The sequence below is a fragment of the Wolbachia endosymbiont of Culex quinquefasciatus Pel genome, assembly GCF_000073005.1.
Classification (GTDB): domain Bacteria; phylum Pseudomonadota; class Alphaproteobacteria; order Rickettsiales; family Anaplasmataceae; genus Wolbachia.
In genome coordinates this window covers 1,005,790-1,026,784 of sequence record NC_010981.1, presented here as the reverse complement: position 1 = coordinate 1,026,784, position 20,995 = coordinate 1,005,790, and the positions used below count along the sequence as shown (strand labels likewise).

The window sequence follows — 20,995 nt, the reverse complement described above, 5'->3', positions numbered from 1 at the left end:
TAAGTGAAAATTTTTCTTCTAATTACAGCTGTTTTGTATTCTATAGTTTTCTGTAATGTGAGTGCTAAGTCAATACCGGAGAACAGCAAAATGCTCTTTTGGCAAACTGGAGTTAGAAAGGGAGCAAATGTTTTCAATAGAAAAGTTGATAGTGACTTAATCAAAGCAGCAAAGGAATACAAAATTGGTTTTATTCGTCTTGCTCCTGACAAATTTGAAACTACGCAACGTGACTTCCTCTTAGGTAATGCAGACAGTTATCAGGGCCTAATTCCCAAAGACCTGAAAGTTCTGAAAGATGTTTTAGATGCTTTTCATCAACAAAAAATACCAGTAGTGTTAACGATGCTTAGCTTACCTGGATCTAGATGGAAGCAAAATAATAACGATAAAGATGATTTACGTTTATGGTCAGATCAAGCTTTTCAAAAACAAGCAGCAAAATTTTGGCAAGATCTTGCGAAAGAGCTTAAAGATCATCCTGCTATTGTTGGATATAATATCTTAAATGAACCACATCCAGAAAGGCTTTATAATACTGCAGATTCGGCTATTTATAACGTAGAACAAAGCAAAGTTCAGAAGAATCTATTTGGCTTTTATAGCAGCGTGGTAAACAGTGTCCGCCAAGTTGACTCAGAGACCCCAATAATACTTGATAGCAGCAGTTATGCTGACTCTAATACTTTTGATAAATTCAAACCAGTTGATGATTCTAATATTCTTTATTCTTTTCACATGTATGAGCCCTTTGCTTATACAAATTTAAAATTAAACCAGGATAACTTTGCCTACCCTGGACATGTTCAATCTTTTGATGGAAAAAAAGTAGAGTATTGGAATAAAGATAAGTTAAAATTATATATAGAACCTGTAAAAATTTTCCAAGAGAAGTATAATATACAAGATTATCAGATCCTTGCTGGAGAGTTTGGCGTACATCGCTGTTCAAAAGGATTAGAGCACTATTTTCGAGATCTTACTTCTATTTTTAATGAATATAATTGGCACTTTGCTGTTTATGGCTTTCGAGAAGATATGTGGGATGGAATGGATTATGAATTGGGAAGTAAAAAGCTTTCATGGAAAGATTGGCAAGCAATTGAAGAGGGTAGGATGAAAAAAAATTATTTGCCAGATAATCCAATTTTTAAGATATTAAAAAAAGAATGGTCAAGTCAGCTCGCTGGCCATTCGTCATAAAAAAATATTTCTTCTATTGGCTTTCTGTTCTTTTCTTTAACTTCGGCACCTTCTTCCTCGTAACCAACCGCTATCACTGACATTACATTAAAATCATCAGGTACATTAAACCTCTCTATTATTTTGTCTTTGTCAAATCCGCCCATCTGATGAGCCATTAAGCCTATAGCTGTAGCCTGTAGCATAAGTGCGTAATTTGCTGCACCAGTATCATGCTTAGCCCAAAAATTTCCCCCTTTGTCTGGCTTTCGGAAGTTTTTAGCACTTAAAGATATGATTAACACTTGTGCATCTTTTGCCCACTTTTGATTAGATTCATCAAGGCAATCGAACAATTTTTTCCATGCGCTTTGATTGTTCTGTTTGTTGCATATCACATATCGCCAAGGTTCATCACCAAAACACGAGGGTGTTAGCCTTACAGCTTCTATTAAAATACCCATTTCTTTTTGAGATATTGCTTTTGTAGGATCGTATGAACGTCCACTGTGTCTTGCTTTCATCAACGATAATAGATCTTGTTTACTCATCATTTTTAAATAGTGCATAAATAATTCATTGTAGCGCAATATGAGCAAAATTTAAATTGCAAAACCTCTTATACACATATATTACATTTAGTAAGTTATTTCTATTGGGAAGATATGTTTATAACACAATCAAGCAGTAGGTCAACACTGGTTGAAATATTGTCTTGCGTTTTACTTTTATTCTTGATGGCTCAAATAAGCGTACCGTTGCAGCCTGTGCCTATCACATTGCAAACTTTAGGAGTAATGCTCATTGGGCTTAAATTTAACCGCAGAACAGCATTCTATTCTGTGCTTACATATCTATCACTTGGTGCAGCAGGATTTCCTGTTTTTGCGAATTTTTCTAGTGGTTGTCACATTTTTCTTGGACCAACAGGTGGATATTTAATTGGCTGTTTAGCTGCTGTTATGGTAATGAACAAAGTAAATGAATTACTGAACTCTAAATATAAATCATTTGTGTGTAATTCTTTAAGTTGTCTGGCCGGTACAGCTGTAATCTTTATTTGTGGTGTTAGTTGGCTTTCTGTTTACTTTGGTCTGGAACGAGCAATAATGGTAGGTGTTTTACCATTTATCCTTCCTGGTTTGGTAAAAATTTTTCTACTTGTAGCAGCTTTGCAATATTTGAAAAAATGATAAAATTTCGTCCTCATCATTTCATGTGCACTCTTGCATTTCAAGGATATGGGTATTCTCAGGGTTTTGTAGAAAATTACAAAAAGATAGCAAGTAAAGTAATTAATGATCCTAATACTAAAATCGAAGTAGTTGATAATCTTGACACTATTTGCAGTGTTTGCCCAAACCAGACTAAACAAGGTAAATGTACCACACAAGCTAAAGTTTTAGAGCTAGATAGAAGGCATATGGAAATTTTAGGAATGAAAATAGGAGAGATTTTAACCTGGAATGAAGCAGTAAAAAGAATTAGAAAGAAAATGTCTTTAGAGAAATTTGACTACGCATGTGAGGAGTGTAATTGGCAACCATATGGAATGTGTAGAAGTGCTCTTTTAACTCATTCTAAATAGTATCTGCCAATTAATAATATCTTTATTATTATATTAGATAAGTAATTTAGCATTTATGAATTTGTAATGTGTTGCGTATAGTTCAAAGAAATAAGATTTACTGGTTACGCGCTGCAGCCAATGCCACAACACTAGGATCTATGTTTGTCTGCATGTTAATTTGCGTTGTGATTTTATGGAGGTCTTCTGTTACTTATGCTAGTGAAAATTTGGAGATACAGAAGGTCTTTGATAGTGTTGTCAAGCATATAAAAGCTGATAAAAAATATAAAGATCTTGATGTTATCGAGAGAAAAAGTGACAAATTTAATATCAAAATTTCGCAGAATTCTGGCAAGAATTTTGACATATACTCTATTTTAAAAAAAGCAAAAGATTCCTTTGAGTTAGGAGATAGTGAAACAGCTACTTCTCTCCTCAATCAGATTATCGCAAAATTTCCTTATCATGAAAGTGCTTTAATTGGACTAGGGAATATCTATTACGCTAACAAAGAATTTAAAAAAGCTGTAGAGATTTACACAAGACTGTTAAAAGAATATCCTAGCAACCCTTATGTATTAAAGAATTTTCTGACGATAATTTCACAATATGATCCTAATTTAGCATTGAGTGAAATGTTGAAATTGTATGATACACTCAGAAATAGCGCCCCTTTATCAGCAAATTTAGGTTTGATCTATATGAAAAAAGGGGATTACATAAAAGCTAAAGAATATATGAAAGCAGCAATTTCTTTAGATCAAAACAATATTTTTTATACCTATAATTTAGCTGTTATTCTAGATAAGCTCTCAGATTTTAAAAATGCCACAGCATGTTATTCAAAGTTGTTGAACATGTCAAAAAATGCAAGTGAAAGAATACCTTTATACAAGGTAGCAGCAAGGCTAAAATTTATACAACTCCATAGTGCGCACTCAGCGATTCCATAAGAGTTGCTTGTATCGCTATTTTTGTTTACAACAACAACATTGAACTATAGAATTATATCTAGAGGGGCAATTAGCTCAGCTGGTAGAGCATCTCGTTTACACCGAGGAGGTCGGCAGTTCAAGTCTGTCATTGCCCATTAGCCTAGTTGAATATTAATATTACAATTATTTCAATCAAAGTATAGAAAATGCAAGACAACATAGTACCAGTTTCAATAGTGAAAGAGCTAGAGGATTCTTATCTCTCCTACGCAATGAGTGTGATCATAAGTCGAGCTATACCTGATGTGCGAGATGGATTTAAACCTGTTCATAGGCGCATATTATACGCAATGTCGAGGGCTGGGTTCGATGCCGGTAAACCGTATAAAAAAGCAGCTCGTATAGTCGGGGATGTAATGGGAAAATATCACCCACATGGTGACATGGCTATCTATGACTCCTTGGTCAGGATGGCTCAAGATTTTTCTCTTCTTTTACCACTGATTGATGGGCAAGGTAACTTTGGTTCGATAGATGGAGATCCGCCAGCTTCAATGCGATATACAGAAGCAAGGCTCCACAGAGTGTCGCATTTTTTACTAAATGATATTGACGAAGATACAGTTGATTTTAGGCCAAACTATGATGGAAATGAAACAGAGCCTGTTGTACTGCCTGCAGAATTTCCGAATCTATTGGTAAATGGTGCAAGCGGTGTTGCAGTTGGTATGGCAACCAATATTCCTTCTCACAACCTTGGAGAAATAATAGATGCTTGTATGTTATATATAGATAATCCTGAAGTTACTTTGGATGAGTTACTTGAAGTGATGCCAGGGCCGGATTTCCCAACTGGGGGAATGATTCTTGGAAGGTCTGGAATAAGATCAGCATTTGCAACTGGTCGTGGCTCAATTGTTGTGCAAGGCAAGACTCACATAGAAGACCTGCCACAAGATAGGCAAGCAATAGTGATTAATGAAATACCTTACCAGGTAAATAAAGTAAAATTAATTGAGAAGATAGGTGAGCTTGTAAAAGAAAAAAGAATTGATGGCATAACAGAAATTAGGGATGAGTCTGATAAGTCTGGTATTAGGGTAGTAATTGACCTCAGAAGAAATGCTGAAGCAAGTTTTATACTTAATCAAATATTAGGACTAACTCCACTAAGAAGTAGTTTTAGTGTTAACACTCTAGTCCTCAACAATAACAGGCCTGCTTTGATGTCATTAAAAGAAATCATAGCTGCTTTTGTTGATTTTAGAAAAGAAGTATTAATCAGGAGAACAGAATTTCGTCTAAGAAAAACGAGGGAAAAAGCTCATATATATATAGGGCTCTACATTGCGGTCTTGAGCATAGGTGAAGTGATAAAAATCATCCGTGGTGCAAAAGATCCTGCGGAAGCAAGTAGAGAACTTTTAAATAAAGAATGGAAAACTTCAGCTGAGATAAACACAATTATTGGATTAATCTCAGACAGCATGAGCTTTTTGAAAGACGGAGTGTATAGATTAACTGAGCTGCAAACGAAAGCTATTCTTGACATGAAATTGCAACGTTTAACAGGCCTTGAAAAAGACAAATTAGAAGCTGAGCTAAGTTCAATGATCAACCTGATAAAAGAATATATCGCTTTTCTTGGCTCAGGAGAGAAGTTGATGAAAGAAATAAAAAACAATCTACAAGAAATAAAGAACAGATTTGCTGTGCCGCGAAAAACTTCAATAGAGGAATCAGATACGGACATTGAAGCTGAAGATCTAATTCCACAAGAAGATATGGTAGTGACCGTAACTATGAATGGTTACATCAAACGTGTGAAGCTCTCTCACTATAGAACCCAGCATCGTGGTGGAAAAGGAAAGCTAGGACAGGGGTTAAAAGAGGAGGACGTAATCACAAAATTATTTGTTGGAAATACTCATACTAGCCTTTTATTCTTTTCTAATACTGGTCGAGTTTACAGATTAAAGGTTTATAAACTGCCTCTTGCAGAGCCAACTGCACGTGGAAGAGCGCTTGTTAATATATTCCCGCTTAGCGATGGTGAAACTATAACTAACATCATGCCGCTTCCAAGTGAGAATGACGAAAATCAAAATATAGTTTTTGTTACTGCTCATGGGAACATAAGGCGTAACTCCTTAGCAGATTTTCACTATATTCCAAGCAATGGAAAAATAGCAATAAAGCTCGACGAAGGGGATAGGTTAATATCAGTTAAAGTATGTAGCGAAATTGATCATGTTCTACTTTCAACAACACTTGGAAAAAGCATCAGATTTGTTGTAAGTGATGTGCGTCAATTTAAAAGTCGCAATTCAGATGGCGTAAGAGGTATCAAACTTGCAAAGAATGACAGCGTGATATCTATGACCATATTAAATGGGATAGGTGTAGCAACAGAAACAAAAGAACTTTACTTAAAAGTTCCACTTGCAAAAAGACTGGGGACTGCAATTAATAACTTCATTGATTCTAAATTGGAAAAGACTTTGAATGATTTAGGAATAGATAACAAACTGTTCTTAAAACTTGCAATGAATGAGGAGTTCATATTAACTATTACTGAAAATGGCTTTGGTAAAAGAACTTCTGCGTACGAGTATAGGGTAACAAATAGAGGTGGTGTTGGTATTACAAATATCCTGACTACCGACAGAAACGGTAATGTTGTTGCTAGCTTTCCAGTTGAACAGGGTGATAATATCATGCTTATTACAGATAAAGGAAAGTTAATTCGTATTTCAGTAAATGATATCAGAATTGCAGGACGTAGCACTCAAGGAGTCACTCTGTTTAAAACAGAGAGTAGAGAAAAGGTGGTGTCAGTAGCGAAAATTGAGGATCCCGATTCCACTGAAGATAGTATTTCCGAAATTGACAACTCTGTTTCTTCTTAACTGTATAGCAAAGGTTAAACAAATAGTGCAAATTTCTATTGATTAATCTATAATATTTAAATTAAAATATGTGTCTATGTTCAAGTAGAGATTGATGGATAAGAAGTTAACTAAAAATAAAAAATCATTGACGAATGAGAAGAATAAAAAAACATCTCTTGTTAAAGATTTTGCCAAAAATAAGAGTAGAAGAGATTTTATCACATTAACTACGTGTGCCATGGCAGGTATAGGAGCTGCAAGCGGTCTTTGGCCATTGGTTAAGTCTATGAATCCTTCTGCTGAGGTTTTAGCGATGTCTACGGTTGAAGTTAATCTATCTGATATTCAAGAAGGACAAGGAAAAAAGGTAAAATGGCAAGGTAAGCCAGTATTTATCCGCAAGCGCACAAAACAAGAGATTGAGGCTGCAAGAGCCATAAATGCAGAAAATTTGAGAGATCCTGAATCAGATGAAAAAAGAGTATACAAAGGAAAAGATGAATGGTTAATTATGATTGGAATATGCACCCATCTTGGATGTGTACCAGTTGATCACGCTACAAAAGACGGCAACGGTTGGTTCTGCCCTTGTCACGGTTCATATTATGACACATCAGGCCGAGTAATTGGCGGTCCTGCACCAAAGAACATGGCTATACCTGACTACTTTTTTCCAAGTGAAAATATTGTAGTAATTGGCAAGAAGGCTTAACGGATTTTCATAATTAAAGTAATAAAAGTATATTGCATTTCAAGAAGCACACTGACTTCATAGGCAAAGCTCTTGAAGTCTATCAAGCTAATTTTATACTATGCACATATTCGGGTGATAATTAAGAAACTTGCCTGCCAAATTTTCAGAGTTGACAGCTAAATTTAAAACTTGTTCCTTTGCGTCAGAAAAATTCTGACTAACTTGCTTAAAGTTATTTTCTAACTCTTCGAACCTCAGTTATGGATTAGAAAATAGATAAAAGTATAACTAAGAAGAGGGAAACAGGGTAAACTCGAGTATTTTAGTAATAATAAGAGGTTACCCATGAAGAAAGATATTACAGAACTGTACTGTTGCGTCGAGGATTTTTGTCGTGCGGTAGATGATAATTTTGCAAATAGGTTCTTATCAAACGGCAAAAAACCAACCAGAGTACCAGAAATAGCGCACTCAGAAATTCTAACCATAATCCTGTTATACCATAAATCACCATGTAAAAACTTCAAGGCTTTTTATCTTTGTTATCTTCAGTTATTCTATAGATCAGAGTTTTCAAAGCTGCCTTCATATCACAGATTTATTGCCTTAAAGCCGCGAGTTTTGTGGTATTTAGCATTACTTTTGCAATGGTTCTGTGAACAAGCGAAAATGACCGGCACTTCCTACATCGACACCTCTACGATTGCCGTTTGCCACAAAAAAAGGATCTCTAGGAATAAAGTTTTTAATCATCTAGCAGAAATTAGTAAGAGTACGTATGGTTGGTTTTTTGGCTTCAAGTTGCACTTAGTGATTAACGAAATTGGTGAAATTCAAGCACTTACCCTAACCAAAGGTAACGTTGATGACAGAAAACCTTTACCAACTCTCACTAAAAGACTGACCGGACTTTTGTTTGGAGATAAGGGCTATATAAAGAAAGAGCTTTTTGAGAAACTCTTCGATAGAGGCCTAAAGTTAGTCACTAAAGTAAAAAAAGGTATGAAAAACGCACTAATTTCACTTAAAGAGAAGATTTTATTAAGGAAAAGGTCGATTATTGAGACTGTTTTTGATTCCTTGAAAAACAAATTTGAGATTGAGCATACAAGACATAGATCGCCAACAAATTTCCTAATTCATGTTTTTTCTGTTCTGATTTCCTACTCCATGCAGTCCAAAAAGCCTTCTATTTCTATGCCTTTCTTTATCGGCTAATCCATAACTGAGGTTTCGAGGATGGAGCTGAAATTAAAAAAACTTTTCTGCATTTTATCAAGATTTTGAGTTATATAGCTTAATACATAAAGATAGAGACAAGAGGGGAAGAGATATGGTAAAGCAAGAAAAAGCTGAAAGTGAGGGAATAAATGGAGTCACCATATCAATATGAATTAAGGGAAAGAGTGATTTCAGTGGAATTGGGAGTCGCAATAGTAAAAGTGAAAGAAATCTTCAAAGTAGAACTATCCCCCAAAGCTGCACATGGACATAGAATATCCTTTGTCAGGGATGGACGTAAACATTGAAGATCTTCCCCTAGAGCTGGATATAGATATAAAGTCATTTATGCCATTACCTATATTCGAGAAAAATATCACATGCCAAGAACCTTGTCAAAATTATATAATCTATCTCTAGAGCAGGTTATTGAGAATGTCAATCCACATAAAAGAGCCAGGTATTCCTAACACCACTAAACTCACAAATTCATTTGCTAGAGTTTATAAGTTCTTGTTTATAATAATTTTATTATATCGTAAAACCATCTATATCGGCCTATTTAAACAGATTTTACTTTCCTTAAGGATTTTTTAAAGACCACCTATTGAATTCTATGATATTATTTTTTGTGAGATTGTTATACACGTTATGGCAAGGAAGGCAGAGAGATTTGTTAAGTAGTTTTTGCATCTATATGAGCTACTTGAATAATGGTTACAATATTTGTACAATTGTACAGCATGAGCTGAGTTCGCTTAGCCCTTATCTACATATTCAGTTCCACCAACAGTTATTGCATCGACCTTGAGTGTTGGCTGACCAACTCCAACAGGCACATTTTGCCCGTCTTTTGAGCACGTACCAACACCAGGATCTAACTTTAGATCATTACCAATCATTGATACTTTTTTTAGCACTGTTGGCCCATCACCAATTAGTGTTGCTCCTTTCACTGGCTGTGTAATTTTACCATTTTCTATTAGGTAAGCTTCTGAAGATGAGAAAACAAATTTTCCTGATGTTATATCAACTTGTCCACCACCAAAATTTACTGCATATAGGCCTCTTTTTACACTGGATATTATTTCTTCTGGTGCATATTTTCCTGCCAACATATAGGTGTTTGTCATGCGTGGCATAGTAACTTCTTTGTAACTTTCTCTTCTACCATTACCAGTTGGATTTACACCCATAAGTTTAGCGTTCATATGATCTTGCATATATCCTTTTAGAATTCCATCTTCTATAAGCACATTATAGCCAGGTAAAGTACCCTCATCGTCTATGCTAATAGAACCACGCAAATTAGGTAGAGTTCCATCATCAATTACAGTAATGTTACTGGCTGCCACTTGTTTACCCATAGAATTTGAAAATGCCGAGATTCCTTTACGGTTAAAATCACCTTCAAGTCCATGACCTACAGCTTCATGCAATAATATTCCTGGCCAACCTGAACCTAAAACAACTGTCATCTCTCCAGCCGGAGCTGGAATTGCCTCAAGATTTACTAGCGCTTGTTCTAACGCTTGGTTTGCAACTTTTTTCCACTTCTTCTCAGAAACAAATTTACTATAAGAGTCTCTTCCACCGTGCCCTGCAGAACCTCTCTCTGCTCGGCCATTTTTCTCTACGATGACTAGTACATTAAAACGTACCAAAGGCCTGATATCGCTTAACCTGTGATCATCTTTTATTATTTGTACAACTTGCCATTCTCCATTTAGAGTTATTTTTACCTGCTTCACGCAGTTATTCTTCGACCTTACATACTCATTAATCTCATTGAGTAGTTTAATTTTTGAGCTCAGATCCATTTCATTTATGGGATTAATCTTTGAATACAGGCTTTTTGCCTCCTCATTTAAGTTTACTGAATTTGTTTTGCTTAAAGATGCTGAACTTTTTACCATAGAAGCAGCTTTACTAATTTCTTTTTCGCTAATCTCAGAAGAGCAAACAAAAGACGTACTATCTTCACAAAAAGACCTGAGACCAAATCCTCTTCTGATATTTAAATCCATATGTTTTAATATATTATCATCAAAAATCAGGGATTCTGATTGGCAAAACTCTAAAAATAGCTCACCACCATCACTATTGCTCAAAGCGTTGTTGACTATTTTATATACATTATTAATATTAACATTGTTCTGAGCAAAAAATATTTGATCTAGATTTGGCATTACCTTTGAGCTAAAAATTGTTTAAGTATATTATTTAATTTTAACATAGTAAATCACAAAAAGCCCGGGTGGCGGAATTGGTAGACGCGCTAGCTTCAGGTGCTAGTAACTTTTCAAGTTGTGGAAGTTCAAGTCTTCTCCCGGGCACTCTGTATTGATTTTTGAGTCAATTAATGCTATGATATAATGTATTTACTACTAAGTTTATGAGTTATGAAGAAAAAAAGCTTGTTTACAGAAAGAAAATAAGAACTTATTCAAAACGCTTGGTTACTGCACTATCTATTGCTTCTTTGAGTGGGTACATAGCAGCATTAGCCCTAAATATTTCTTCCTTAAGCTTGTATTTTACTATTGTCAGCACTATACTAAGTGCACTTTCGCTTGCTTTAAATATATGGTCATTAACTGATCATTTTAGGCAGTGTGGCCTTAATAAGCAACTCGATACCTCTCGGCAAGAGAAATTAATGAAGATCTGCCTCGACATTGCATCTAACGTTTCATTTTTAATAGGAGGAATTACATCTATATTACCTCTTGAATTTCCTATTATCCCCTTTATTTCCGTTGCTTTTTTTATTCTAGGTTGTACCTTTATGGCAACCAATTTCATTCGAACTATGATTAGTCAGCCGCAAATAGATGAAACCAAAACCTCAAAGTTAGTGATCATTTGAACATTCAATCTGCAATAGCTGCCTAATTATTACATGTTAATAACTTAGCTTATTTAACTTGACAAATTACGCCATCTCCCTTACTATGATAGCAAGAGTATTTACCCTTGTTTTTAATCTCCGCGGATTTAACAGCAAAATTCAGTAAAAAACTCAAATATTTATTGGCAAATTACATAAAAATTATAGCGGCTGCATGTCTTTTTTATTTTTTCTACATTCAGCCAAATCGCGCTTGTTAGTACATTATCAATTTAAATTATTAAAACTCGCTATACGGGGGTTCTTTTGTCTTTTTTTACTTAGTAAATTTCTTAATATTTGTAGCTAAAGTAATTTTAGAGAGCCAGCGTGGGACACACAACCGCACTAACGTTTATTTTTGAAGGTACTATTTATATAGATGAAATGTTCAAAAGTAAAGCATTTAAATATCTAATTCTTACTTCCCAAATTTCAAATTATCTTCCTCCTATTTTATTAATAGCAGGTTTGGTGTTGCAGTACCAATCTAGTTGCGTAGACAGTAAAGTACTCATTGGATTTGCTATAGTACTAGGTTGTACTTTATTATTACAATTAGCAAGTGAGATCTACGAGAGAAAAGTTGTAAATCTTGTAAAAACTGAAGGAAGAGGTGATGAACAAAATGTACCTATAGGAGCATTAACCGAAAAGCCAAGCAGCATTGTAAATCCCGATAGTGTTCACGCTCATGGAAGAGAGCAAGTTGTGTAGTGCATTTATTGTTCTTGGATTAATTGATAGCTATTCTCCATACTCAAATCTCTGGCTAAAAATAGCGAGCCACAGATTAGTATGGTTTTGACGTTTTGTATAGAAGCTTTTAGTATGTGATTTGATATAGCATCTCTGATTGATTCACATTCGATAGCATTGATTCCTATATTATGAGCTCCTTCTCTAATTAAATCTGTACTTGTTGCTTTAGGTTCAGATTTAACACAAACGGCGCATAGTAGTTTGATGTATGGCTTTAAGTGCTCTAAGAACTCTGCGACGTTTCTGTTACGAGTAACACCAAAGATCATATAGATACCTTCAGCAAAATTGTCTCTTACCCACTTAGCTAACACTCTGGCACCATCATTGTTGTGCGCGCCATCTAGAAATAATTGCCAATCTTTTGGTAATAAAGAAATTAAATTACCTTCTTTTATAGACTCTAGCCGCGCAGGCCAATAAGTGCTCTGTAAACCTGAAGCAATGTCCTCTTCTCCAATATTAAATCCATACTTCCCACTCAAAATGCTACATGCTGCAATTGCGTTTCCTGAATTGATTATTTGATGATCTCCTTTTAAAGATGGCAAAGAAAATTCTATTGATTGAATAGTCGATTGAAAGACCATCCTGTTATTCTGTTTTTCGCAATTCCACTCAAATCCTCCTCTATATAAGGGAGATTTTTTGTTTATTGCGTGTTGTTCTAGCGTGTTCATTATAGATTTTTCTTGTGGTGCTATTACGCAAGGAACATTAGGTTTCATTATTCCAGCCTTTTCACCTGCTATGGTTTCTACGGTAGGACCAAGATATTCTGTATGGTCAAGTGCAATGGAAGTGATGATCGTTAGAATCGGATTATCTATAACATTTGTTGCATCAAGCCTTCCACCCAGACCCACTTCAACTAAAGTAATATCAGCTTTATGACGAGAAAAAGCTAAGAAGGCTGCAGTCGTTGCGGCTTCAAATAGAGTGATGGGTTGTTCTGCGACTGCTATACGGCATTCTTCCAGTGAGTTATGTAATTCACTATCATCGATATCATTGCCTGCAACAACTATTCTCTCATTAAAATTCACTAAATGTGGAGAAGTGTACGTATGAACTTTATACCCTGCTGCTTGCATTATATATCTTATAAAGGATAGTGTTGATCCTTTGCCATTAGTGCCAGCTATGTGAATTATTGGCGGTATTTTTTTCTCGGGATTACCCAGTTTATTTAGAAAACTTTTTATGCGATCAAGAGAAAAATCCTTTGGCCTACTGCCAATCGGCTTAGGCCAATGAGGCATGTATATCATAAATTATTGTTACGTTTTAATTCATCTATTACACTTGCCATGCCGTGCGTGTCGATTTTTTCACTAAATTGAGAACGTTGATTAATAGCAATACTTATCCCACTCATTACAACATCGTTTATTAAGAAAGAATTGTCATTTTTAGTCACTTTAAAGTCAATGTTTGTAAATTCCTCATCACCATAAGAAAATCTTGTTCCTATCAGACAAGTTTCATCGTCAACTGCTTTTGTACTCATTATGATCATTTCACTATTATTTATGTATTTATACAAAATTTTAGCGCACAAGCGCGCGAGATATACTTCATATTCTTTTAGAAACTCTTCTTTTTCTTTCTGAGTAGATAAATTCCAATATTTCCCTATGACAAATCGAGATATTCCTTTGAGGTCAACATTATTCTGAATAATTTTCAGAAGTTCTTCTTGTACATGTTCTAGATTTTTTCTATTCCCTTTCATAGACGTGTTGTCTACTTGCTGCTTCATGGCAAGCACAAAAGTTTTGTGCCCTATACAATTCGCGTAAGCACTTGAGGAGATTACAATAAAAATGGTTAAGAACTTAATAAGATTCATAAGATATATTTATTAGCTATGATACTTAAAATGCAAAATTTAACAAAGGCAAAATAATGATCGCTAGTTTTAATATATCTATAGACATACTCTATATAAATAATCTATAATTAATTTAGGGGTCTGTGCTATGCGTTATGAGTTAAGTTAAATTTCCCGAGCGATAATTTCTGATCAAGGGAATTGCCTCTGTTAATTTCATTGAAATTAGTACGTGATGCCCACCTTAACTTTAGGTCTCAGGAATCTACTAAGACTGACGGTAGATATGGATCCCTTTTCCATTATTTAGGTTTATGTTACACCAATATAAAGAACAAGGTGTTTTTTTCTGTTCATCTCATGAGATATTTCAAGTTGTAATTGACGTTGAGAAGTATCCTGATTTTGTTCCTTGGTGCAAAGCTGTTTATATAAAAGAAAAAACTGATAGCCAAATGATTGTGGACCTCCTTGCAGCTTTTCATGGCATTAAAGGAAGTTACACATCAGAAGTGACCTTTCTTTCTCCAAATGGAGCAAATAAAAGTTGGATAAAAGCTGTGTCGTCAAATGGAATATTTAAACATTTATACAACGAATGGAAATTCACTCCTATAGATGAAAGTAAAACTATGGTAGAGTTCTATATAAAGTTTGAATTTAAATCCAATTTGTTTTCCGCCTTATTAAACTCAGTTTATAAATACACACAAAGTAAAATAATTGCTGCATTTAAAGACAGAGTAGAAAGTGTTGCCGAGAAAAAGTTATCTTGACATCATTTATATAAATGCATAAATTCTTTAATAAGTTAAGTATTTCCATTGTAATGATTTTTAGATTATTGTTCTTACTTATTTTTATAAGTGTTAGTTCTTATGCAGCTATTGAACAAAACTTACCCAACACTCAAAAAACTGATGAAATAACATCAAAAGAACTACTGTCACTACTGCCTGATGATAAATTATTAGGTGATCCAAAAGCACCAATTTTAATGATAGAATATGCTTCGCTCACTTGTTATCACTGTTCTCTTTTTCATAAGAAAGTTTTTCCTAAAATCAAAGAAAAGTACATAGATACAGGTAAGATGTTATACATATTCCGTCATTTTCCTCTAGATTACAGAGGATTAAAAGCTGCAATGCTAAGTTATTGCTATGAAAAAGAAGAAGACTATTTTAATTTTAACAAAGCTGTGTTTAATGCAATAGACTCGTGGAACTACTCTAATTTTAGTGATTTAACTATACTACAAAAAATTGCTGCACTAAGCAATTTGAAGCAAGATGTATTTAACCAATGCATTAATGATAAAAAGATGATGGACAAAATTATAAATGATAAATCACTTGCAATTAATAAACTTGATATCACAGCTACTCCTGTATTCATCATCAAGATTAACGATGACAAATCATATGTAGAGAATGGTAAAATCAAACATGAAGGGTATAGAGAGCTGGAATACTTCACTAATGTAATAGATGAGTTATATGGAAAAGCTATAGTGAAGTAATAACACTGTAGCTTACCATATAAAAACCCTATGCTGAATCATTATTTTTTGATACTGTTTGTTGCTTTTTACGCTCAAACTCTCTTTTTTTACTGTGCCAAGCATAATAATACATAGCAATTTTATTCTCTATTAATACTATCGTTCCATCATAAAATTGGACCATATCCATAACTTTTTTCTGAGCTTCGTTAAAGCGTTCTTTGTACTTCTCGCGATAAGCTGGATTGTGCAGTAATTTCACTCCTTCATTATTATTAGATTTCTTGCTTAACGTTTCAACTTCGTTAGCAATGTTATAAGACATATAACCCCCTCTAATTGATTATAAAAATTACATTTTAAGAGAGATGTAAAATAAACGATCCCTTAATTCTAGTATAACAATTGGTTATTATACTAGTTAACCATAGTAAAATATATAATAATCTTTGTCACTTAAAATTTTACTTTATAAAATAACAACTTAAAATAAAAATTTTTATTATTCTTAACTCTATTGTTATATCTATAAATCTTATATAGATTAAACCTCCTTAGTTTATATTATAAAACTTAATGCGTCATAACTTTAGCAGAAAATCGTTGTACATAAGAAGCTTATTTGCAAAAGAGTATAAAAAAATAGAAGAACATTGTACTCTTGATAAGAAACAACGTATTCAAATCACTCCTGAAGAAGGAAAATTATTAAATTTATTTATCAAAATCCATAAAGTTAAAAGCATAGTTGAAATTGGCACTTTATATGGTTATTCGTCAATTTGTATGGTAAAAGCTTTACCGAAAGATGGTCATATATATACAATAGAAAATAATCCTCAACACTCAAGAATAGCAAAAAAAAATTTTAGTGCTTTTAATCTAAGTGATAAAATTACTCTAATAGAAGGTGATGCACTGGAAAAAATTAATGAATTATCAGCAAAGGCACCATTTGACATGATATTCATCGATGCTGACAAAAGTAGTTATCCTAAGTATTTAGATTGGGCAGAGTCATACATTAAACAAGATGGGCTAATCGTTGCAGATAACACTCTATTATTTGATACAGTATTTTTAGAATCTCCTCCAAAAGAAGTATCAGAAAAGTCATGGCATGCTATGAGAGAGTTTAACGATAGATTGTCAGATGAAAAAAAATATTTCTCCATATTGATTCCTACTGACGAAGGAATGACTGTAGCTTTAAAACTAACGCAAGTTAAAAATCAAGGTCAGCGTAATGTCTAGGGGGAGTTAAGCCAAAAACTCTCTCTAATAATATTTCGCGAAAACAAGGCCTTGATTTAACAATGGAGTACCATTCTTTTAAAATCTTACTTTTTTCCCAGGGAAAACTATTTACGTAGTCTATTATAGAAATATGTGATGCTAAAGTAATATCGGCTAAAGTGAACTTATCGGTTGCAAGCCAAACGTTCTTGTTAATTAAGTGTTCGATGTATTCCATATGGTAAGGCAGGTTATGCTGAGCTGCATGAAGAAATCTAGAGTCAGGGCTGCGGTTAGTAATTACTTTTTCATTCATAATATACTTAGTAACTTCATTGTAAAATTTGCTATCGAACCAATTGATTAAAGCGCGTATTTTAGACTTAATAATAGTTGATGAACCAAGTAATTTGACGTTACTATTGTAAATCTCTTCTATATATTCACAAATGGCATTACTATCCGCTATTACAAAGTTATTATCTATTAATACTGGTACTTGTCCGATTGGATTGATCTCCATGAATTCATTCCGCTTTTCCCATGGATTTTCATATACCAAATCACAACTCAGCTTTTTTTCCTTGAGAAGAGCTCTAACTTTTCGTGAAAATGGACAAAGAGGAAAATGATATAAAATCATAATATTCCTCTTTTGTTATTCCAATACCTATATGTTGTCATTCCAGTACGTGACATTGGAATCCAGCTTATTTCATTATGGACATTACTTTTAACATATATTCCTAGAATCCATTGTCCATTGTATAATTTCCAAATATTTTTATACTTGAATCCCAGTACAACTGTACGAACATTGTAGTTTGAGAGCAATCCCCACCGGAAGGGTGTCATTTCAGTGATTGACACTGGAATCCAGTTCTTATTATACAACAGCCTAATGTATTCATTTAAAATTAAGTTTTCTGGATCCCAGTGTCTGGACACTGGGATGACAGAAGAAGAGTATTTTAGGTAACGGCTGTTTACTCCAAAGTAATGTTGCAAAAGGTCTAACATATAAATTATAAGACTAATATAGAATATACCTTGCTAAAAAAAAAAAAAAGTATAACCTTTGATAAGGTATGCAGGCAAAAATTCTGTAACTTGGTCAGGTCAGAAATGAAGCAACCATATCAGAATCTTTTTGGGTTGCATACCTATTTGTACTATTTGTTTTATTCTAGGCTATGAACATAGCATTAAAATATCGTCCTAGTAGCTTTAAAGATTTAGTAGGTCAAGATATATTGGTGCGTATACTAGAAAATGCTTTTACTCTCAACAAAATTCCACAATCTATACTGCTTTCTGGTAGCAGTGGAATTGGTAAAACCACCACTGCAAGAATAATAGCTTTATGTTTGAACTGCTCATTGGGGCCAACTTTTGAACCTTGTGGATCATGTACAAGTTGTCTGGCAATAAAAAATTCAAGCCATCCAGATGTAGTTGAAATCGATGCGGCAAGTCACACTAGTGTTGAGGATGTTAGAGCGATCTTGGGAGATATTTGCTATTTACCAATAAGTTCTAAATTTAAAGTTTACATTATAGATGAAGTACACATGTTATCCAGTAATGCATTTAATGCATTACTTAAAACTCTAGAAGAACCACCATCTAGCGTAAAGTTTATTCTAGCAACTACAGAAATAAAAAAGATACCAATAACTGTTATTGCACGTTGTCAAAGGTTTGACTTACATAACATTCCTTCAGCTAAGATAATGGAGCGTTTAAATGATATTGCACAAAAAGAAAATTATTTTATTGAAAAAGAAGCATCGGAATTAATTGCTCACCACTGTAGCAATTCAATGCGTAACGCTTTATTTTTGATGAATCAAGCATTGCTATATAGCAAAGATGGTACAATATCCACTCAAAGTGTTACAGACATACTTGGTCTAGTAGATAGAAACGTTATATTTGATCTACTGGAAGCAGTATTAGATAGTGATTTACAGAAGGCTTTGTTAGTATTCGACAATGTGGTAAAAACAGCAAATCCGCTCAATATTTTTGAAGATCTGCTGCAAACAATCCAGTTAATATGCCGTTTTTTAATTACAAAAGAGATTGATACAGAATATGAGAAGAGCAGAGTAAAAGATTTGAGTGCAAAAAAGTCTTTAATATTTTTTTCGAGATTGTGGAAGGTGCTGCTTAAGGGTATTCAAGATATAAAAATTTCAACATGCAATGAGGTTGCTGCTGAAATGATGTTAATTAGCCTTTGTTATCTTTCTGATTTGCCTTCTCCGGAACAGGTGATCAAAAAAATTCTTTCACAGAATGTAGAGCAAGGAAATAGACAGGGCAGACCTGTTGCACCTTCCCCCTCTGTCATCCAAGTAACTGACTACTCGGATCCAAAAAAATATGTGGAAAAACCCCACTCTGTCATCCCAGTGCGTGACACTGGGATCCATGTGAAAAATAAACAACAAAATTACGATTTTGATAAGATTTTGCAACTATTAAGGCGGAGTAACCAAATTTATCTTTACAAACAACTGTGTAGTAATCTAAAATTAATAGATTGTAAATTTGGGTATTTAAAATTAAAAGCTGTATCTAACTTGAACAGTAATTTTTGTAATGACTTGAAAAGTTACTTAAATCAAGCTACTAATCAGGAGTGGGTTATTATAGTTGATACGAGTTATATGAATAGGGAAGTGAGTAATTTAAATTATGCACCTGTAGTTAAGGATATATTAAATACGTTTAAAGGTGCAAAGGTAGTTAATATAGAAAATAAGGAGTAGGTTGTGGATTTCAGTCAAATAATGAAGCAAGCGCAAGAAATGCAAAAAAAGCTTGCGGAAGCCCAAGAAAAATATATTGGAAAAGAGTTTCAAGGTATTTCTGGTGGTGGCAAAGTTTCTATATTAGTGGAAGTTATAAAAATAGGTGGCTATAAAGCTAAAAAGGTAAACATAGACTTAGAGCTTATGAGAAATGAAGAAAAAGACATAGTAGAAGATTTAGTGACAGCAGCGTTTAATGATGCCATTAAAAAAGCAGAAGAAGATATGGCAAATGCAACCTCTGATCTTGCAGGTATGATGGGGTTACCACCTGGATTTAAACTTCCTTTTTAAATTTACTACTGAAGTTTGCCTTAATGCAGTAACTAAGTGTTTTCCTTTTATACTAGTACTTCCATGAAGTACATTCATATTACTGCATGAATATGCAGCAATTCACAATGATGAATGCAGATCAGAAGATAAAAAGACATTAGTGAAATAGGTGTCAGAAGATCAAGAGTAAAAAAAGTAGAGTAACTCTATTTATTAATTAATAAAATCTTTGTATTTTCCTAAAAGTTAGTTAAGATACAGAAGGTTTTATGTTATTAAGTTAGCACTTGACTTAACTTTAGTTATTATTTAGACTGCTAAAGTGGAATTTTAATTTTTTTAACGAGGGCAATTATGCATTATAAAAAGTTTTTTTCGGCAGCTGCTTTAGTGACGTTGCTAAGCCTATCAAACTCTGCTTTTTCATCAGACCCTATTGGTCCAATAAGTGATGAAGAAACTAGCTACTATGTTCGTTTGCAATATAATGGTGAAGTTTTACCTTTTAAAACAAGAATTGACGGCATTGAATATAAAAAAGGAACCGAAGTTCATGATCCTTTAAAAGCATCTTTTATGGCTGGTGGTGCTGCATTTGGTTATAAAATGGACGATATCAGGGTTGATGTTGAGGGACTTTACTCACAACTAAACAAAAACGACGTTAGTGGTGCAACATTTACTCCAACAACTGTTGCAAACAGTGTGGCAGCATTTTCAGGATTGGTTAACGTTTATTACGATATAGCGATTGAAGATATGCCTATCACTCCATACGTTGGTGTTGGTGTTGGTGCAGCATATATCAGCAATCCTTCAGAAGCTAGTGCAGTTAAAGATCAAAAAGGATTTGGTTTTGCTTATCAAGCAAAAGCTGGTGTTAGTTATGATGTAACCCCAGAAATCAAACTCTTTGCTGGTGCTCGTTATTTTGGTTCTTATGGTGCTAGTTTTAATAAAGAAGCAGTATCAGCTACTAAAGAGATCAATGTCCTTTACAGCGCTGTTGGTGCAGAAGCTGGAGTAGCGTTTAATTTCTAGTCTATCTTTGTCTTATTATCCCAGTGAGTTTTTCTTGTCATTCAAGTAGCATGACACTGGGATCTAGAAAAAAGAAATGTGAATTCCAGTGTTTGAGCACTGGAATAACACATTATTTATCTAATGTAGCTTTTATCGTT

General features: G+C 34.0%; 22 protein-coding genes, 2 tRNA genes, 2 other RNA genes and 1 pseudogene. 20 read left to right on the top strand and 7 right to left on the bottom strand.

All coding sequences use genetic code 11. The features are described from left to right. Positions 1–3 precede the first annotated feature (3 nt). Positions 4–1,203 (top strand): glycoside hydrolase family 5 protein, encoded by a 1,200-nt coding sequence (locus WP_RS04760; protein WP_019078623.1) that lies wholly within the window; start codon positions 4–6, stop codon positions 1,201–1,203. Here the strand turns inward: WP_RS04760 and WP_RS04755 are convergent. After that, the gene (locus WP_RS04755) at positions 1,179–1,751 is read right to left on the bottom strand and encodes a nitroreductase family protein (protein ID WP_012481957.1); all 573 of its coding nucleotides are present in this window, start codon (positions 1,749–1,751) and stop codon (positions 1,179–1,181) included. The genes WP_RS04760 and WP_RS04755 overlap by 25 nt on opposite strands. Positions 1,752–1,847: 96 nt before the next feature. Here WP_RS04755 and WP_RS04750 point away from each other — a divergent pair, with 96 nt between their 5' ends. From WP_RS04750 to WP_RS07545, 8 genes are all read left to right on the top strand, one after another. Further along, the gene (locus WP_RS04750) at positions 1,848–2,375 is read left to right on the top strand and encodes a biotin transporter BioY (protein ID WP_007302344.1); all 528 of its coding nucleotides are present in this window, start codon (positions 1,848–1,850) and stop codon (positions 2,373–2,375) included. Beyond that, complete coding sequence (locus WP_RS04745) at positions 2,372–2,770, top strand: DUF1284 domain-containing protein (protein ID WP_007302343.1); 399 nt, start codon at positions 2,372–2,374, stop codon at positions 2,768–2,770. Before WP_RS04750 ends, WP_RS04745 begins: the two co-directional genes overlap by 4 nt. A 68-nt stretch (positions 2,771–2,838) precedes the next feature. After that, positions 2,839–3,705, top strand: a complete 867-nt coding sequence (locus WP_RS04740; RefSeq protein WP_012481956.1) for a tetratricopeptide repeat protein — start codon at positions 2,839–2,841, stop codon at positions 3,703–3,705. 64 nt (positions 3,706–3,769) lie between these two features. Beyond that, a tRNA-Val gene (locus WP_RS04735) sits at positions 3,770–3,842 on the top strand. 51 nt (positions 3,843–3,893) lie between these two features. Further along, positions 3,894–6,596, top strand: a complete 2,703-nt coding sequence (gene gyrA, locus WP_RS04730) for a DNA topoisomerase (ATP-hydrolyzing) subunit A (protein ID WP_007302341.1) — start codon at positions 3,894–3,896, stop codon at positions 6,594–6,596. Positions 6,597–6,690: 94 nt separating this feature from the next. Next, positions 6,691–7,290 carry a ubiquinol-cytochrome c reductase iron-sulfur subunit gene (petA, locus tag WP_RS04725; protein ID WP_006014178.1) on the top strand — a complete coding sequence of 200 codons (600 nt, stop codon included), beginning with the start codon at positions 6,691–6,693 and terminating at the stop codon, positions 7,288–7,290. A 327-nt stretch (positions 7,291–7,617) separates the two neighbouring features. Continuing rightward, entirely contained in the window at positions 7,618–8,490 is an 873-nt protein-coding gene (locus WP_RS04720) for an IS982-like element ISWpi16 family transposase (RefSeq protein WP_007301954.1), read from the top strand. 152 nt (positions 8,491–8,642) lie between these two features. Continuing rightward, entirely contained in the window at positions 8,643–8,801 is a 159-nt protein-coding gene (locus WP_RS07545) for a hypothetical protein (protein ID WP_019078626.1), read from the top strand. A gap of 450 nt (positions 8,802–9,251) precedes the next feature. Here WP_RS07545 and tldD read toward each other — a convergent pair whose 3' ends face one another. After that, entirely contained in the window at positions 9,252–10,682 is a 1,431-nt protein-coding gene (gene tldD / locus WP_RS04715; RefSeq protein ID WP_007302340.1) for a metalloprotease TldD, read from the bottom strand. Between the two features lie 62 nt (positions 10,683–10,744). On the opposite strand from tldD, the gene WP_RS04710 reads away from it, so the two are divergent. The 3 genes from WP_RS04710 to WP_RS04700 all read left to right on the top strand — a co-directional run bounded on the left by WP_RS04710 (position 10,745) and on the right by WP_RS04700 (position 12,100). After that, a tRNA-Leu gene (locus WP_RS04710) sits at positions 10,745–10,829 on the top strand. 59 nt (positions 10,830–10,888) lie between these two features. After that, a complete protein-coding gene (locus WP_RS04705) occupies positions 10,889–11,362 on the top strand; it encodes a hypothetical protein (RefSeq protein WP_007302339.1) in 474 nt (157 codons plus the stop codon). 351 nt (positions 11,363–11,713) lie between these two features. Beyond that, positions 11,714–12,100, top strand: a complete 387-nt coding sequence (locus tag WP_RS04700) for a hypothetical protein (RefSeq protein ID WP_007302338.1) — start codon at positions 11,714–11,716, stop codon at positions 12,098–12,100. A 5-nt stretch (positions 12,101–12,105) separates the two neighbouring features. Here the strand turns inward: WP_RS04700 and WP_RS04695 are convergent, their stop codons facing one another. Next, positions 12,106–13,416, bottom strand: a complete 1,311-nt coding sequence (locus tag WP_RS04695; protein WP_012481955.1) for a bifunctional folylpolyglutamate synthase/dihydrofolate synthase — start codon at positions 13,414–13,416, stop codon at positions 12,106–12,108. Beyond that, positions 13,413–13,997, bottom strand: a complete 585-nt coding sequence (locus WP_RS04690) for an MlaC/ttg2D family ABC transporter substrate-binding protein (RefSeq protein WP_007302336.1) — start codon at positions 13,995–13,997, stop codon at positions 13,413–13,415. Before WP_RS04690 ends, WP_RS04695 begins: the two co-directional genes overlap by 4 nt. A 117-nt stretch (positions 13,998–14,114) precedes the next feature. On the opposite strand from WP_RS04690, the gene ssrS reads away from it, so the two are divergent. The 3 genes from ssrS (at position 14,115) to WP_RS04680 (ending at position 15,501) form a co-directional block, all read left to right on the top strand. Beyond that, positions 14,115–14,276: non-coding RNA, 6S RNA (ssrS, locus tag WP_RS06970), on the top strand. A gap of 17 nt (positions 14,277–14,293) precedes the next feature. Further along, the gene (locus WP_RS04685; protein ID WP_006013504.1) at positions 14,294–14,755 is read left to right on the top strand and encodes a type II toxin-antitoxin system RatA family toxin; all 462 of its coding nucleotides are present in this window, start codon (positions 14,294–14,296) and stop codon (positions 14,753–14,755) included. A 53-nt stretch (positions 14,756–14,808) separates the two neighbouring features. Next, on the top strand, positions 14,809–15,501 hold the full coding sequence (locus tag WP_RS04680) for a thioredoxin domain-containing protein (protein WP_007302335.1): 693 nt from the start codon (positions 14,809–14,811) through the stop codon (positions 15,499–15,501). A 28-nt stretch (positions 15,502–15,529) separates the two neighbouring features. Here the strand turns inward: WP_RS04680 and WP_RS04675 are convergent, their stop codons facing one another. Then, positions 15,530–15,808: a DUF2671 domain-containing protein gene (locus WP_RS04675; protein WP_007302334.1), complete on the bottom strand. Its 279-nt coding sequence runs from the start codon at positions 15,806–15,808 to the stop codon at positions 15,530–15,532. A 251-nt stretch (positions 15,809–16,059) separates the two neighbouring features. Between WP_RS04675 and WP_RS04670 the strand changes: the two genes are divergently transcribed. Beyond that, on the top strand, positions 16,060–16,737 hold the full coding sequence (locus WP_RS04670; RefSeq protein ID WP_006013497.1) for an O-methyltransferase: 678 nt from the start codon (positions 16,060–16,062) through the stop codon (positions 16,735–16,737). On the opposite strand, the gene WP_RS04665 is transcribed toward WP_RS04670, so the two are convergent. Together WP_RS04665 and WP_RS07900 are read right to left on the bottom strand one after the other, a co-directional pair. After that, the gene (locus tag WP_RS04665) at positions 16,709–17,362 is read right to left on the bottom strand and encodes a glutathione S-transferase family protein (protein ID WP_007302332.1); all 654 of its coding nucleotides are present in this window, start codon (positions 17,360–17,362) and stop codon (positions 16,709–16,711) included. The genes WP_RS04670 and WP_RS04665 overlap by 29 nt on opposite strands. 203 nt (positions 17,363–17,565) lie before the next feature. Beyond that, positions 17,566–17,688, bottom strand: a pseudogene (locus WP_RS07900) (WPE palindromic element domain-containing protein); the annotation flags it as partial. 109 nt (positions 17,689–17,797) lie between these two features. Here WP_RS07900 and ffs point away from each other — a divergent pair. From ffs to WP_RS04645, 4 genes are all read left to right on the top strand, one after another. Further along, an RNA gene (ffs, locus tag WP_RS06965) (signal recognition particle sRNA small type) lies at positions 17,798–17,896 on the top strand. A 16-nt stretch (positions 17,897–17,912) separates the two neighbouring features. Next, a complete protein-coding gene (gene dnaX, locus WP_RS04655; protein ID WP_007302330.1) occupies positions 17,913–19,496 on the top strand; it encodes a DNA polymerase III subunit gamma/tau in 1,584 nt (527 codons plus the stop codon). Positions 19,497–19,517: 21 nt separating this feature from the next. After that, complete coding sequence (locus WP_RS04650) at positions 19,518–19,832, top strand: YbaB/EbfC family nucleoid-associated protein (RefSeq protein WP_007302329.1); 315 nt, start codon at positions 19,518–19,520, stop codon at positions 19,830–19,832. A gap of 336 nt (positions 19,833–20,168) precedes the next feature. Then, a complete protein-coding gene (locus WP_RS04645) occupies positions 20,169–20,855 on the top strand; it encodes a P44/Msp2 family outer membrane protein (protein WP_007302328.1) in 687 nt (228 codons plus the stop codon). The last annotated feature ends 140 nt before the right edge of the window (positions 20,856–20,995 follow it).